At 60.6% G+C, this 15273-nt stretch carries 13 protein-coding genes and 1 riboswitch; of the genes, 9 read left to right on the forward strand and 4 right to left on the reverse strand.

All coding sequences use genetic code 11. From position 1 onward, the window contains the following. Positions 1-2: 2 nt before the first annotated feature. The 4 genes from CAF63_RS01960 to CAF63_RS01975 form a co-directional block, all read right to left on the reverse strand. On the reverse strand, positions 3-863 hold the full coding sequence (locus CAF63_RS01960; protein ID WP_085683195.1) for a hypothetical protein: 861 nt from the start codon (positions 861-863) through the stop codon (positions 3-5). Between the two features lie 46 nt (positions 864-909). After that, on the reverse strand, positions 910-2109 hold the full coding sequence (locus CAF63_RS01965) for a glycosyltransferase family 4 protein (protein ID WP_085683196.1): 1200 nt from the start codon (positions 2107-2109) through the stop codon (positions 910-912). Between the two features lie 203 nt (positions 2110-2312). Next, entirely contained in the window at positions 2313-2711 is a 399-nt protein-coding gene (locus CAF63_RS01970; RefSeq protein WP_085683197.1) for a hypothetical protein, read from the reverse strand. Positions 2712-2889: 178 nt separating this feature from the next. Beyond that, positions 2890-3153 (reverse strand): hypothetical protein, encoded by a 264-nt coding sequence (locus CAF63_RS01975; RefSeq protein ID WP_085683354.1) that lies wholly within the window; start codon positions 3151-3153, stop codon positions 2890-2892. 284 nt (positions 3154-3437) lie between these two features. After that, positions 3438-3538: riboswitch (guanidine-I (ykkC/yxkD leader) on the forward strand. Between the two features lie 63 nt (positions 3539-3601). On the opposite strand from CAF63_RS01975, the gene CAF63_RS01985 reads away from it, so the two are divergent. The 9 genes from CAF63_RS01985 to CAF63_RS02025 all read left to right on the forward strand — a co-directional run bounded on the left by CAF63_RS01985 (position 3602) and on the right by CAF63_RS02025 (position 15241). Continuing rightward, positions 3602-4669, forward strand: a complete 1068-nt coding sequence (locus CAF63_RS01985) for a putative urea ABC transporter substrate-binding protein (protein WP_085683198.1) — start codon at positions 3602-3604, stop codon at positions 4667-4669. A gap of 18 nt (positions 4670-4687) precedes the next feature. Continuing rightward, the gene (locus tag CAF63_RS01990) at positions 4688-5503 is read left to right on the forward strand and encodes an ABC transporter permease (RefSeq protein ID WP_085683199.1); all 816 of its coding nucleotides are present in this window, start codon (positions 4688-4690) and stop codon (positions 5501-5503) included. Continuing rightward, positions 5500-6288 carry an ABC transporter ATP-binding protein gene (locus tag CAF63_RS01995; protein ID WP_085683200.1) on the forward strand — a complete coding sequence of 263 codons (789 nt, stop codon included), beginning with the start codon at positions 5500-5502 and terminating at the stop codon, positions 6286-6288. The genes CAF63_RS01990 and CAF63_RS01995 overlap by 4 nt, the downstream gene beginning before the upstream one ends. A gap of 12 nt (positions 6289-6300) precedes the next feature. Then, positions 6301-7026: an urea amidolyase associated protein UAAP1 gene (locus CAF63_RS02000; RefSeq protein ID WP_085683201.1), complete on the forward strand. Its 726-nt coding sequence runs from the start codon at positions 6301-6303 to the stop codon at positions 7024-7026. A gap of 11 nt (positions 7027-7037) precedes the next feature. Next, the gene (locus CAF63_RS02005) at positions 7038-7679 is read left to right on the forward strand and encodes an urea amidolyase associated protein UAAP2 (RefSeq protein ID WP_085683202.1); all 642 of its coding nucleotides are present in this window, start codon (positions 7038-7040) and stop codon (positions 7677-7679) included. A gap of 280 nt (positions 7680-7959) precedes the next feature. After that, the gene (gene uca, locus CAF63_RS02010; protein ID WP_085683203.1) at positions 7960-11574 is read left to right on the forward strand and encodes an urea carboxylase; all 3615 of its coding nucleotides are present in this window, start codon (positions 7960-7962) and stop codon (positions 11572-11574) included. Positions 11575-11599: 25 nt separating this feature from the next. After that, complete coding sequence (gene atzF / locus CAF63_RS02015; protein WP_085683204.1) at positions 11600-13372, forward strand: allophanate hydrolase; 1773 nt, start codon at positions 11600-11602, stop codon at positions 13370-13372. Between the two features lie 157 nt (positions 13373-13529). After that, complete coding sequence (locus tag CAF63_RS02020; RefSeq protein WP_085683205.1) at positions 13530-15017, forward strand: sensor domain-containing diguanylate cyclase; 1488 nt, start codon at positions 13530-13532, stop codon at positions 15015-15017. A 5-nt stretch (positions 15018-15022) separates the two neighbouring features. Continuing rightward, complete coding sequence (locus CAF63_RS02025) at positions 15023-15241, forward strand: cysteine-rich CWC family protein (RefSeq protein WP_085683206.1); 219 nt, start codon at positions 15023-15025, stop codon at positions 15239-15241. Positions 15242-15273: the final 32 nt, after the last annotated feature.

A 15273-nucleotide genomic window follows, 5' to 3' on the forward strand; every position in this document is an offset into this window, starting at 1 on the left:
ATTCACTTCCCTGTAATAATTGAATGTGAAAGATAGTCGCTGACAGCCTTAAGCGCTTCTGGAGCACCCCGCAAGCCCTCGGTACCCAAATGTATACGAGCATCCCCACCTGCAAAGTCGAAATGGTGCAACTCGACCGTACAATACGTACGTAAACTCCCAAACTCCAAATTCTCCAACTGCTCCTTATCCATTTTCAAAAGATATGCTTTACTCAAACCACTGGCAGAAGCTTTAGATTCGGGCGAGTTTAAACCAATACAATTTATCTTCCGTGGTGTTCCATCACGCCGGCGCCAGTCCTGCATAACAAAAATTCGAACAGAGAATTCATTTTTGATACTGGGTGGAGGCGCGGTAAGCCAAAGTTCCAGGCCTGGATAATTTTTCAGCTTAACAATCAGTTCATCCGGCCAATCCACATGCCGCCCGCCCATATTGTGCGGTTCCGTGGTATCCCTTCTGGTGTAAAGCCTGGCGGTAACGTGGTAATGCGTCCAGCTGGTGGGTGGTTCTACCCCAAGAGTTTCATACACAGGAACCAGTTCTTTTCCCGTCCACCAGAATGACCCATCAAGAAGATCGGCAATACAGGAACCGTCGCTCCTTAATGTCGATCCAAAATAGAACCCTGGAATCCTTGTACGATCCAGCAGGCTGCCGCCAAGTATCGGGACCTGCTCCATACCCGCCAGCTTCCTGCTGCATTCCCCTTGTTTCTTCTGATAAATCTCCCGCGCTTCTGCGGCCTCCTCCCATCGGATACAGAAATCAACGACCCAGTAACAGATCGCTAGTAACACGCCATATTTAATTCCCCTTCTGCACTGGCGGAAAACTTCCTTGCGAGACATCTTAAGCATTTCAAATCTCCATTTTAAAATGACCAATCACATCACTCGAAACAACTCACCTCATCAACTCCTTAAACACTTCAAAGTAACCGCTTACCCCTTTAACCACATCGAATTCGCTTGCCTTCAACCTCGCCGCATCCTTCATAGACTCAAAACTACCGAAAGACGTTAAAACCCTGCACACTGCCGTGGCGATTTCTTCAGCGTCAAAAAAATCAACAAGTATCCCGCTGATTCCATCTTCGATAACTTCCTGCACGGGAGCGGTATTTGAACCTATGACAACACAGCCAGATGCCATGGATTCCAACAGAGACCAAGACAAAACAAAGGGATATGTCAAATACACGTGAGCCTTTGAAAGACTCAGAACCGACCTGTATGTTTGATAAGGCAACTTCCCAACAAAGTGAACATTGGAAATATCAACATCCACCTCCGCGACCATCTTGCTTCGCCAGTTCGGGTATCCAATGGGCATCCGCCCATAACTGACATCATCCCCACCCACTACAATGACCTGCGCGCTCGGGCACTTTTCCTGAATATAGGGAATGGATCTCATAAAACTATGAAAGCCTCGGTAAGGTTCCAGGTTTCTGGCGACATAAGTCACGATAGGCTGACCTGCTCTTATCACGCACCCACTCGGCAGCGTTACAGACTCGACCTTTTCTGATTCGGCAAATTGAACAATGCCTTCGTGAATGACGCGAATTTTAGACTGATATGTTTTAGGAAAAAGACCGCGCTGCCATTGTGTAGGTGCAATCCCGGCATCACACTGTTCAACATTCAGGAGATGCATCGAATTCAAGACTCTAAGCCTTGAGGTCGCGTCCATCGCACAGGGAAATTCAGGATCAAAACCAGAGTCGGCCCCGTGCGCTCGGTAATAGTACTCACAGAAATGAACCAGAGGTACATCGGGGTAAACATCTTTGACGAATAGCGATTCACCCCACCCAGGATGAGCGAGAACTACATCAGGCCAAAAGCCTGCCTGACTGATGCTCTTCAGTATTCGTTGAACTTGTTGCCCGTCCGCAACAGCTTCTTCATATTTATGCAAATAGTCATGAGCGCCATTAGTCATCTTCCTTGATGGTCGATATCGAAATAACTTCACCCCGGCAATACTTGGCGCTGTATCGCGTCCAATTGCAATGACGCCAAAACACCTGCGCAATGCTTCCAACGCCACATGACGAAATTGACCGGGAAAATTCTGATGAATGATAAGAAGATTCATATCTGAGCAATAACCCGCGCTTATACACATCCATGAAATTGAAGTTTTTCAACGTCAACATGTGCATACAAACGCTAACAAATGGTCAGAAATAAAACTGTAGGAGGGTTCCGAGAACCTCCTAGGAGATGGTGCAATCCACACTCACACAAAAAACAGGCACAAAAAAAGCGGCGCTCAATGCGCCGCTTTTTTGTGGGTGGTTACCAGCGGTTGCCGTGTCTGTAATCGCCGCGTCCACTGTGACGGTCGTAGTTGCCACGACCCCGGCGGTCATCCCAGCCACCGCGACGATGGTCATCCCAGCGCCCGCGATCATGGCCGTGCCAGCGACGGTTCTCGTAGTAGCGCGGGGCCGGTTGGTAGTAACGAGGCACCGAGTAGTAGCGTGGTGCCGGTTGGTAATAGCGTGGCGCTGGCTGGTAGTAACGCGGGGCCGAGTAATACGAGCCACCGCCCGTGTAATAAGTGCCGCCGCTGTAATACGAAGGTGCCTGCGATGTGTAGACCTCTGAGCTGTAGTAGCCATCTCCGTAGGAATAAGGGACGCATCCGCCAAGGGAAAAAAGCATCACGGTAAACAGAAGAATTCGGCGATACATGGCGGCCTCCTGGACCGCGGGTAGCCACACCAGCGACGCTGGCAGGCGTCAGTCTTTTATTCGGCGACTGACGAAACATCTGACAGCGTTTTCGGAATCTGGTGCGTTTCTGCAACAACTTGAAACAAGTGGCTCATGAAACCTTATTCATGCACAAACGCCGTCATTCAGCCGCTGATTAGTGGTGCCCACCGTGGTATCCGCCGCCGTGATAACCCCGTCCATAGCCGCCGCGATAGCCATAACCGCCGTAGTAATAGCGGGCACCGCCGTAGTAGCGCGGACCGTAATAACCACCGTAGTAATAGGGCGAGTAATAGCCGGGATAGTAATAGGGCGAGGAATAAACATCGTAGCCGCCGGCGTAGTAGTAACAGCCGGACAACCCAAGACCGAGCACTGCTCCCAGCAGCACCCGACGCAGCCATTTTGAAATACGCATGGCGGCCTCCTGAAAGACCTGTGACAGCAGTCGGCACAGACCGGCTGACATCAGGTTTGACTGGCTAACCGTTACCGAGTGCCCACGCCCCACCGAGCATCGGATCAGCGGCCATCGCGCTGCATCACGGTGCAGGCGCGCACCAACACAAAGCGTCGCGGGCACCTGCCAACTGAGCCCTGCTACCCGCAAGCCACATGGCAGACGGCTCGCCGCGACTTGGCACGTCTCTCGCTTTAGCCAATCCGTGCAGGAGTCATCACAGGTTCGCGGCACCACAATTTGCAATGGCTGACTAGGGTTCCGGCTCGCATCTGCGAGTGGCTGGTCCGAGAGTTGGCGACCTCCAGTTGAGGTTACACGGCGGGACAAAAGCCCGGGAGACAAGCCACCGTTCGCGGTGCCGCGTTGCCTTCCTGTCCGCCCTTGATCAACTGGAGAAGCCACCATGTCCCGACTACGTTTGCCCGCCCTGCTCGCCGCCGCCTTCGCCGCCCTCCTCAGCAGCCAGACACAGGCTGCCCAGAAAGACCATTTCAGTGTCTGCTGGACGATCTACGCCGGCTGGATGCCATGGGAATACGCCGGCAGCCAGGGCATTGTCGATAAATGGGCGAAGAAATACGGGATCAAGATCGACGTGGTCCAGCTCAACGATTACGTCGAATCGATCAATCAGTACACCGCCGGTCAGTTCGACGGCTGCACCATGACCAACATGGACGCGTTGACCATCCCGGCCGCCGGCGGCGTCGACAGCACCGCGCTGATCGTCAGCGATTTCTCCAACGGCAACGACGGCATCGTCCTCAAGGGCGACGGCAAGAAAGTCGCCGACCTGAAGGGCATGGACGTCAACCTGGTCGAACTGTCGGTCTCGCATTACCTGCTGGCCCGCGCGCTGGACTCGGTCGACCTGACCGAAAAAGACCTGAAAGTGGTCAACACCTCCGACGCCGACATTTCCGCCGCCTTCAACACCGAGCAGGTCAACGCCGTCACCACCTGGAACCCGATGCTTTCGGACATCAAGGCCAAACCGGGCGTGACCGAAGTCTTCAACTCCAGCCAGATCCCTGGCGAAATCATGGACATGATGGTGGTCAACAGCGCCACCCTCAAAGACAACCCGGCGCTGGGCAAGGCGCTGACCGGCGCATGGTTCGAAGTGGTCGAGTTGATGAACGCGAAAAACGCTGCGAGCAAAGCCGCGCTGGAGCACATGGCCAAAGCCTCGGGCACCGACCTGGCCGGATTCCAGGCGCAACTGGACACCACCAGACTGTTCGCCACGCCGAAAGAAGCCCTGGCGTTCGCCACCAGCAAGCAACTGCCGGAAACCATGCGCAGGGTCGCCGAGTTTTCGTTCCAGCACGGCTTGCTCGGCGAAGGCGCCAAGGACACCAGCGCGGTCGGCATGGCGTTCGCCAACGGCGTGACCAGCGGCGATACCGCCAATCTCAAGCTGCGTTTCGATCCGACCTACGTGCAGATGGCCGCCGACGCCAAGCTGTAAGCCACGGAGGATTTGGCCATGCGCCTGATCAATCGCCACCCGGATCGCGCCAGTCGTCTGCTGCTGGTGATCCTGCCGTTCGCCCTGGTGCTGTTCGCCTATTTCATGGGCTCGGCCGAACGTCTGGCGGAGAACCCCAACGACAAACTGCTGCCCAGTGCCGTGCAGATGACCGATGCGGTGAAACGCCTGGCATTCAATGCCGACAGCCGCACCGGTGCATATCTGCTCTGGCAGGACACCGCCGCGAGCCTGCAACGCCTGGCCATCGGCCTCGGCATCGCGGCGCTGGCCGGGCTGTGCCTGGGCATGGCGGCCGGCACCCTGCCGCTGTTCGGCGCACCGTTGTCGCCGATGCTGACGGTGTTATCGATGGTGCCACCCCTGGCGATCCTGCCGATTCTGTTCATCGTCTTCGGCCTTGGCGAGCTGTCGAAAGTGATGCTGATCGTGATCGGTATCACCCCGGCCCTGGCCCGTGATCTGGAACAGCGCGCCCGGGACATCCCCGTCGAACTGCTGATCAAGGCCCAGACCCTCGGCGCCTCGACCTGGACCTTGATGCTGCGTGTGGTGCTGCCACAACTGTTGCCGCGCCTGCTGATTTCACTGCGGCTGATGCTCGGTTCGGCGTGGCTGTTCCTGATCGCCGCCGAAGCTATCGCTTCCACCGACGGTCTGGGCTACCGGATTTTCCTCGTGCGCCGTTACCTGGCGATGGATGTGATCCTGCCGTACGTGGTGTGGATCACCCTGCTCGCCTGGCTGATGGATTGGGGCCTCAAGCGCCTGACCCGGCGCGCATTCCCCTGGTATGAGGGGGCAGCCAAATGAGCTTCATCACAGTGAATAACGTCTGGCAGCAATACGCCGACCAAGTGGTGCTCGAAGGCTTGAACCTCAATGTCAGCGAGGGCGAGTTCTGCACGCTGGTCGGTGCCTCGGGTTGCGGCAAGTCGACCTTCCTGCGCTTGCTGCTCGGTCAGGAAACCGCCAGTCGCGGTGAGATTCTGCTCGACGGCCAGCCACTGGCCCGCGAACCGGATGCCAGCCGTGGCGTGGTGTTCCAGCGCTACTCGGTGTTCCCGCACTTGAGCGTGCTGGACAACGTCGCCCTCGGCCTCGAACTGCCCCGGGCGCCACTGCTCGGGCGTCTGTTCGGCAGCGCCAAACGCGACGCCCGCGAACAGGCCACGGCGCTGCTGCAAAAAGTCGGCCTCGGCCATGCGCTGGATAAGTACCCGGCGCAGCTGTCCGGCGGCATGCAACAGCGGCTGGCGATCGCCCAAGCGTTGATCATGAGGCCGCGCGTGTTGCTGCTCGACGAACCGTTCGGCGCGCTCGATCCGGGCATTCGCAAGGACATGCACGCGCTGCTGCTGGAGCTGTGGCGCGAGACGCAACTGACCGTGTTCATGGTCACCCACGACCTGTCCGAAGGTTTCAGCCTCGGCACCCGTCTGCTGGTGTTCGACAAGGTCCGCCTCGACCCGCACGCCCCCGGTGCCTATGGCGCCCGGATCACTTACGACATCCCTTTGAACAGCGACCGCCGTGCCCAACGCACCGCCGTCGACGCCCTGCCGGTGCAACTGGCAAGCGCCCTTCGAACCGCTTGAGAGGAATTTCCCATGACTGATTCAACCCGAATTTTCCCGCCCTTCGCCGAAGAAACCCTGCCCGGCGGCGGCCATCGCTCCTTCGTCTTGAAACGCGGACAACTGCTGCGCCTGACGGATCTGCGCGGTGGTGCCAACGTCAGCCTGACCTTGCTCAACGCCAACCAAAAAACCGAGCGCCTGAACCTGCCCGACAGCCTCAAATGTCAACACACCGCCAAGCTGACCGCGGGCCATTGCCTCTACTCAGACATGGGCCGCGTGCTGGCGGCGATCACGGCGGATACCTGCGGCTGGAGTGACAGTCTCGGCGGTGTGCTGTGCGCCGAGGAAGTCGCGCAAAAGTACGGCCAGGGCCGCTATCAGGAACTGCGCAACGGCTTCTTTCGCAACGGCACCGACAACCTGCTGGTGGAGCTCGGCAAGTGGGGGCTGGGCCTGTCCGACCTGCTGATGACCCTCAACCTGTTCAGCCGTGTGAATGTCGATGAGGCCGGGCACTTCCACTTCGTCGAGGGCAATTCCAAAGCCGGCGACTACATCGAGTTGTACGCGCCGATGGACACCCTGGTCGTCCTCACCGCCCTGCAACACCCGATGGATCCATCGCCCGACTACGCCCCCAAACCGTTGAAGCTGAGCTGGATGAACGCCGACGCCAGCGTCGCCGAGCACTGCCGTACCTCGCGCCCGGAGAACGAGCGCGGCTTTATCAACACCGACCGTTTGTTCGCCTGAGGATCGTCGCCATGTCAGTTGCTATCGCCACTTCGCAAAAACAACCGGACACTGCGGTATACCGCGCCACCATTCCCGCCGGCGAACCCTGGCTGATGGAGGTCAAGGCCGGCCAGACCCTGCGCATCCTCGATCTGGAAGGCAATCAGGCGGTCGACACCTTGTTTTACAGCGCCGCCAATCCCCGTGAGCGCTACGACGTGCAGCGCACATTGCGTCGACAAAACAACGTCTACCTGAGCACCGGCAGCGTTTTGTATTCCAACCTCGGCAAACCGATGCTGACCATCATCGCCGACACCTGCGGCCGCCACGACACCCTCGGCGGCGCCTGCGCGCAAGAGAGCAACACCGTGCGCTACGCCCTGGAAAAACGCTACATGCACAGCTGCCGCGACAACTACCTGCGCGCCTGCGCCCACGACGGGCGCCTGGGCAAAGGAGACATCGGGCCGAACATCAATTTCTTCATGAACGTGCCGGTGACTGCCGAGGGCGGCCTGACCTTCGAAGACGGGATTTCCGCCCCCGGCAAATACGTCGACCTGCGCGCGGAGATGGACGTGATCGTGCTGATCTCCAACTGCCCGCAACTGAACAACCCGTGCAACGCCTACAACCCGACACCTGCGGAGCTGCTGGTATGGAACTGAAATTCGTCCGTCTGCGCCGTTGGCTTTTCGCCCTGTGCCAGGCCCGTTCCGGCCAGTGTCTGAAATCCCCAAAACACCCCTGAACCCTGTGGGAGCTGGCTTGCCAGCGATGGCGTCGACACAGCCAACATTGATGATGACTGACACGCCGCCATCGCGGGCAAGCCCGCTCCCACAAGGTCAATGGTGACTTTCGAAATTGTGATTTTGCCGTCGGGGACGACCCCGGCGCTCATCGAAAAACTGCGGGACGGCCCGCATCCCCTTCAGGGGTTTTGCCATGTTCGAAAAAGTCCTGATTGCCAACCGCGGCGCGATTGCCTGCCGCATTCTGCGCACCTTGCGTGAACTGCACGTCGAAGGCGTCGCGGTCTACTCCGAAGCCGATGCCGCCAGCCTGCACATCCTGCAAGCTGAAGAAGCGCACAGCCTCGGCGAAGGCGCAGCGGCCGGTACCTATCTGGCCGTCGACAAGATTCTCGCCATCGCCAAAGCCAGTGGCGCCACTGCGATCCACCCCGGTTACGGCTTCCTCTCGGAAAACGCCGCGTTCGCCGAAGCCTGCGCAAACCATGGCATCGCCTTCATCGGCCCGACACCGGAGCAACTGCGGGTGTTCGGCCTCAAGCACACCGCACGCGCCCTGGCCAAACAGCACGGTGTGCCGATGCTCGAAGGCACCGAACTGCTCGACAGCCTCGAGGCCGCACTCACTGCCGGCGAACAGGTCGGTTATCCGGTGATGCTCAAAAGCACCGCCGGTGGCGGTGGCATCGGCATGCGCGTGTGCCGCAACGCCAGCGAACTGAGCGAGTCGTTCGACGCGGTGAAGCGCCTCGGGCAGAACAACTTCAGCGACGCCGGCGTGTTCATCGAGAAGTACATCCAGCGTGCGCGGCATCTGGAAGTGCAGGTGTTCGGCGACGGCCACGGCGCGGTGATCGCTCTCGGCGTGCGCGACTGCTCGGTGCAGCGGCGCAATCAGAAAGTCCTTGAAGAAACCCCGGCACCGAACCTGCCCGAAGGCATGGCGGATGAGCTGTGCGCAGCGGCGATCAAACTGGCCAAAGCGGTGAATTACCGCAGCGCCGGCACCGTCGAATTCGTTTTCGACAGCGATGCGCAGCGCTTCTATTTTCTCGAAGTGAACACCCGGTTGCAGGTCGAACACGGCGTTACCGAACAGGTATGGGGCGTCGATCTGGTGCGCTGGATGATTGAACTGGCGGCGGGAGATCTACCGCCGCTGAGCGAATTGTTTGAGAGTCTGAAACCGGAGGGCCACGCGATTCAGGCACGGCTTTACGCGGAGGATCCGGGCCGCGATTTCCAGCCCAGCCCCGGCCTGCTGACGGCGGTCGATTTCCCGGTCGCCGATGGCCGGCACCTGCGCATCGACACCTGGGTCGAGGCCGGTTGTGAGATCCCGCCCTACTTCGATCCGATGATCGCCAAAATCATCAGCTGGGCGCAGACCCGCGAACAGGCCCGCACCGGTCTGCATCAGGCCCTCGGCGACAGCCAGCTGTACGGAGTGGAAACCAACCGCGACTACCTGCGGCAGATTCTGCTCGATACGCCGTTCGCCAGCGGCCAGCCCTGGACCCGTTGCCTGGAAGGCCTGGTGTACCGGGCCAACACGTTTGAAGTGCTGAGCGCCGGCACCCAGACCAGCGTCCAGGACTACCCCGGCCGCCTCGGCTACTGGGCGGTCGGCGTGCCACCCTCGGGGCCGATGGACAGCCGCGCGTTGCGTCTGGGCAATCGTTTACTGGGCAACGATGAAGGCCTGGCGGCGCTGGAAATCACCATGAGCGGGCCGTTGCTGCGCTTCAATTGCGATGCGGTGGTGGCCGTGACCGGCGCACCGATTGCCCTGACACTCGACGGCCAGCCGCAGGCGATGAACACCGCCCTGCTGATCCCGGCAGGCAGTCAATTACATCTGGGCAATCTGGTGGGCGCCGGGGCACGCAGCTACCTGTGCCTGCGCGGCGGCGTGCAAGTGCCGGATTATCTGGGCAGCAAAAGCACCTTCACGCTCGGTCAATTCGGTGGCCATGGCGGACGGGCCTTGCGCGCCGGTGACGTGCTGCATGTGCCGGCCTTGAGTGAGCGCAGCGCCGGGCAGACATTGGCCCCCCATCACGTCAGCGTATTACCTGCCGTGCGCCGGATCCGCGTCATCTACGGCCCCCATGGCGCGCCTGAATATTTCACTGAAAAATACATCGGCACCTTTTTCGCCACGCAATGGGAAGTGCATTTCAACTCCAGCCGCACCGGCGTGCGCCTGATCGGGCCGAAACCAGAGTGGGTGCGCGCCGACGGCGGCGAGGCCGGGCTGCATCCGTCGAACATCCACGACAATCCCTACGCCATCGGTGCGGTGGACTTCACCGGTGACATGCCGGTGATCCTCGGCCCGGATGGCCCGAGTCTTGGCGGGTTTGTCTGCCCGGTGACGGTGATCGAGGCGGATCTCTGGCAACTGGGCCAGCTCAAGGCCGGGGACAAAGTGCAGTTCGTTCCCGTCGACCTCAAGACCGCACGCGATCTCGCCCTGAAATGGGAGACCAGCGATGGGGCTCGAGCAGACACCGCACCCACTTCATCGCTGGCAGGCCAGCTCCCACAAGGTCTGGTTTCACCTGTGGTGCTGGATGTGGGTCAGGGGGACACGCGACTGGTCGCCCGATTGTCCGGCGATACGCATCTGCTGCTGGAGATCGGCGCGCCGGAACTGGATCTGGTCCTGCGCTTCCGGGCCCACGCGCTGATGCAGGCGCTGGACAGCAAAAACCTGCACGGCGTGATCGACCTGACACCCGGCATTCGTTCGCTGCAGATCCACTATCAGCCCGAACAACTGCCGCTGGCCGATCTGCTCGGGATCGTCGCTGGCGAGTGGGATGCCGTGTGCAGCGCCACTGACCTGCAAGTGCCGTCGCGCATCGTCCACCTGCCGCTGTCCTGGGACGATCCGGCCTGCCAGTTGGCAATCGAGAAATACATGACCACCGTGCGCAAGGACGCGCCGTGGTGCCCCAGCAATCTGGAGTTCATCCGCCGCATCAATGACCTGCCCAACCTCGACGAGGTGCAACGCACGGTGTTCGATGCGAGCTATCTGGTGATGGGCCTCGGCGACGTCTACCTCGGTGCGCCGGTCGCCACACCGCTCGACCCGCGCCATCGGCTGGTGACCACCAAGTACAACCCGGCGCGCACCTGGACCGCCGAGAACTCGGTGGGCATCGGCGGCGCCTACATGTGCGTGTACGGCATGGAAGGCCCCGGCGGTTACCAGTTCGTCGGGCGCACCTTGCAGATGTGGAACCGCTATCGCGAAGTCGCAGCGTTCGACGGCAAACCGTGGCTACTGCGTTTCTTCGACCAGATCCGCTTCTACCCGGTCAGCGCCGACGAACTGCTGCGCATCCGCCGGGATTTTCCCCTCGGGCGTTTCGACCTGAACATCGAACAGAGCCAGCTCAACCTCGGCGACTATCAAGGGTTTCTCAACCGCGAGGCCGAGAGCATCCACGCCTTTCGCCTGCAGCAACAAGCCGCGTTCAACGCCGAGCGCGAACGCTGGATCGCCAGCGGCCAGGCGCACTTCGACAGCGAAGAAACGCTGCCGGACAACACCGAAGACACACCACTGGAAAGCGGCCAACAGAGTGTCGACAGCCACATCGCCGGCAACCTCTGGCAGGTCCAGGTCGAGGTCGGCAGTCGCGTCGCGGCCGGTGATGCGCTGGTGATTCTGGAGTCGATGAAGATGGAAATCCCCGTGCTCGCGCCGCTGCCCGGCGTGGTCCGAGAGATTCGCGTGCAACCCGGTTCGGCGGTACGCGCCGGTCAACGGGTCGTGGTGCTGGAACTCGACTGAACCCATTTTTGCAAAGGATGACCCCATGAATCTGCAACTCGATGCCCTGCGCCAGGCCTACCGCGACGGCCAGACCACACCGCGCAAATTGCTGCTGGCCCTGCGGGAAAAAGCCGCTGCGCTGAATCCCGACTATCACCTGTTTATTCATCTGCTCAGCGTCGAGGAACTGGAGCGGTACCTGGCCAGCCTCGACGGCCGTGATCCAGAGAGCTTACCGCTGTATGGTGTGCCGTTCGCGATCAAGGACAACATCGACCTCGCCGGTATCCCGACCACGGCCGCGTGCCCGGCATTCGCCTACGTTCCCGAACGTTCGGCCACCATCGTCGAACAGTTGCTGGCGCTCGGCGCGATTCCGCTGGGCAAGACCAACCTCGACCAGTTCGCCACCGGCCTCAATGGCAGCCGATCACCGTACGGCGCTTGCCCGAACAGCGTGCTGCCGGAATATCCCTCCGGTGGTTCCAGCGCCGGCTCGTCGCTGGCGGTGGCGCTCGGCGTCGCCAGTTTTGCACTGGGCACCGACACCGCAGGCTCGGGACGGGTGCCGGCGGCACTGAACAACCTGGTGGGTTTGAAGGCCAGCAAAGGGCTGATCTCCACCGCTGGGGTCGTACCGGCCTGCCGCACGCTGGACTGCGTCACGACCTTCACCGCCACCGCACGCGAGGCCAGCCAGTTGCTGGCACTGACCGCCCGTTTCGACTCTCGGGATGAATACAGCCGCAGCAATCCGGCGTGGAATGACGGTTCGGCATTCGGCGCCCCCAAACCCTTCCGGTTTGGCGTTCCGCGTGCTCAGGATCTTGAGTTTTTCGGTTGCCCCGAAGGCCCGCTGCTGTTCGGCGATGCCATCGACCGTCTGAAGGCTCTGGGCGGCGAAGCGGTCGAACTGGATCTGTCACCGTTCCTCGAAGCCGCGCGGTTGCTGTACGAAGGGCCATGGGTCGCCGAGCGTTACAGCGTCGCCGGCGAATTGATGGAACAGCGTCCCGAAGCCGTGCTGCCGGTGATCCGCGCGGTGCTGGCCAAGGCCCCGGCGGTGACGGGCGTGCAAGCGTTCCGTGCGCAGTATCGACTGCAAGCGCTCAAAGCTGTTTGCGATCAGGCCCTCGACGGACTCGACTGCGTGCTCACGCCCACCATCGGCCGCCCGGTGACCCTGGCCGAACTGGACGCCGAGCCGGTGCTGCGCAACGCCGAACTGGGTTACTACACCAATTTCATGAACCTGCTGGATTATGCGGCCGTCGCCGTGCCCAGTGCGCTCATGAACAATGGTTTGCCGTGGGGCGTAACGCTGTTTGGCCGGGCGTTCACCGACCAGTATCTGCTGGGCCTGGCGGACGCCTTGCAGCGCCAGCAGAATCCGGCGCTGCCGACACCGGCGAGTCCGGCGCGCAATGACCGGGCGCGACTGGTGGTCTGTGGCGCGCACCTTGATGGGTTGGCCCTGAACTGGCAGTTGCAGCAACGCGGCGCACGCCTGATCGAAGCCACCCACAGCTCGAAGGACTACAAACTCTACGCGCTGGCCGGCGGCCCACCATTGCGTCCGGGCATGCTGCGCGTGGCGGAGGGCGGCGTGGCAATCGAGGTGGAAGTCTGGGAATTGCCGAGCAGCGAACTCGGTTCATTCCTGACCGGCATTCCGGCCCCGCTCGGGCTGGGCAAGGTGCAACTGGCGGATGGTCGTTGGGAAAGCGGATTCATCTGTGAACCCTACGGCCTGGAAGGTGCGATCGACATCAGCCATCTGGGTGGCTGGCGCGCCTACCTCGCCAGCCGCGACTGACCCGAAAACCCGGCAAATCGCCGACCCTCTCCCTGCTGGAGAGGGTCGGTGAAAGAGCGGCGTCTGATTACCCGTCATTTCAGGCACAAATCCCGCAGTTTTTTCCCGGCCATCTCACTAGAATGCTGCCATCGGGCCACCGTCGACGGAATTGCCAATGCCGCTCAGATCTGCGCTTTACTCCCAACGTTCGCTGGTACTGACTCTGGTCGCCCTCCTCGGCGCAGGTTTCCTCGCCACCTCGCTGCTCAGCTACTACGCCTCGCGCGCGTCGATCCGCGACAACATCGTCAACACCGAACTGCCGCTGACTTCCGACACGGTGTACTCGGAAATCCAGAAAGACCTTGTCAGACCGATCCTGATTTCCTCGATGATGTCCCGCGACACCTTCATGCGCGACTGGGTGGTGAACGGCGAGAAAGACAGCGACCAGATGACCCGTTACCTCGACGAGGTCATGACCCATTACGGCGCCTACACCGCGTTCTTTGTCTCCAACAGCACCCACACCTACTACCACGCCAAAGGTGTGTTGAAGCAGGTGAAAATCGACGAGCCGCGCGACACCTGGTACTTCCGCGTGCGCGACATGAAGGATCCGTACGAGATCAACGTCGACCCGGACCTGGCCAACAAAGACAACCTGACCTTCTTCATCAACTACAAGGTCTATGACTACAACGATCGCTTCATCGGCGCCGCCGGCGTAGGGCTGACGGTGGATGCGGTGATCAAGCTGATCGACAAGTACCAGCAGCGCTATCAACGCAGCGTTTACTTCGTCGACACCTTCGGCCGACTGGTCTTGACCGGTGCCGAGGGCGGCCCGGAAGGTGCGCGGGTCGGGAAAAGCCTCAACGATCTCGACAGCATGAAAAGCCTGGTCAGCCAGTTGCCCAAACCCCACAGCGGCAGCTACGAATATTCAGCCCACGGCCAGGGACATTTCCTCAACGTGCGGTTTATTCCGGAGTTGAACTGGTACCTGTTCGTCGACAAACGTGAAGACGGCGCGCTGAGCGAAATCCGCCAGTCGTTGTACCTCAACCTGCTGATCTGCCTGTTGGTGACGTTGATCGTGCTGGCATTGGTCAACCGGTTGATCCGCCGCTATCAGGAAAAGATCCACGCCCAGGCTACCCTCGACAGCCTCACCGAATTGCCCAACCGCCGTGGCTTCGACCTGCTCGCCATGCAAGCGCTGCACGAAGCGCACCGCGAGCCGAAACCGCTGACCGCGCTGCTGCTGGATCTGGATCACTTCAAGGTCTTGAACGATACCTACGGACACATGGCCGGCGATCAGGTGCTGATCGGGTTCGCCCGTGACCTGCAAAGCTGCCTGCGCCATTCCGACATCGTCTGCCGTTGGGGCGGTGAGGAATTCATCGTTCTGCTGAAGGACACCGACGGCGAGACCGGTCAGAAGATTGCCGAGAAGATCCGCCAGCACGTCGAACAGCATGAATATGCCTACAACGGCCATACCCTGAATCTGACGGTCAGCATCGGCGCCACCACCCTGCAACGGGATGACACCTTGCACAGTCTGCTGTCCCGGGCCGATCATGCGATGTACCGGGCCAAACAGACCGGCCGTAACCGCACCTGCGTGGAAATGCCTCACTCGACCTATGCCTGACACTCATGACCAAACCTGACCTCTGCCCGGCCTGCGGCGCCCGCAACGACTGCACCCTAGCCGACCCGCGCACCGCCGACCGCGCCTGCTGGTGCTACGGCGTTTCCATCGATCCGGCAGTGCTCGAGGCCCTGCCGCCGGAACTGCGCGACAAGTCCTGCCTATGCCCGCGTTGCGCCCAGGTCGAGGCGCAACTGCAAGCGGCCAAGCCGTCGATCCCGTAAGATGCGCGCCCCGCTTCCTGCCGATTCCTGAT

The sequence above is a fragment of the Pseudomonas sp. B20(2017) genome, from assembly GCF_002113125.1.
GTDB lineage: Bacteria > Pseudomonadota > Gammaproteobacteria > Pseudomonadales > Pseudomonadaceae > Aquipseudomonas.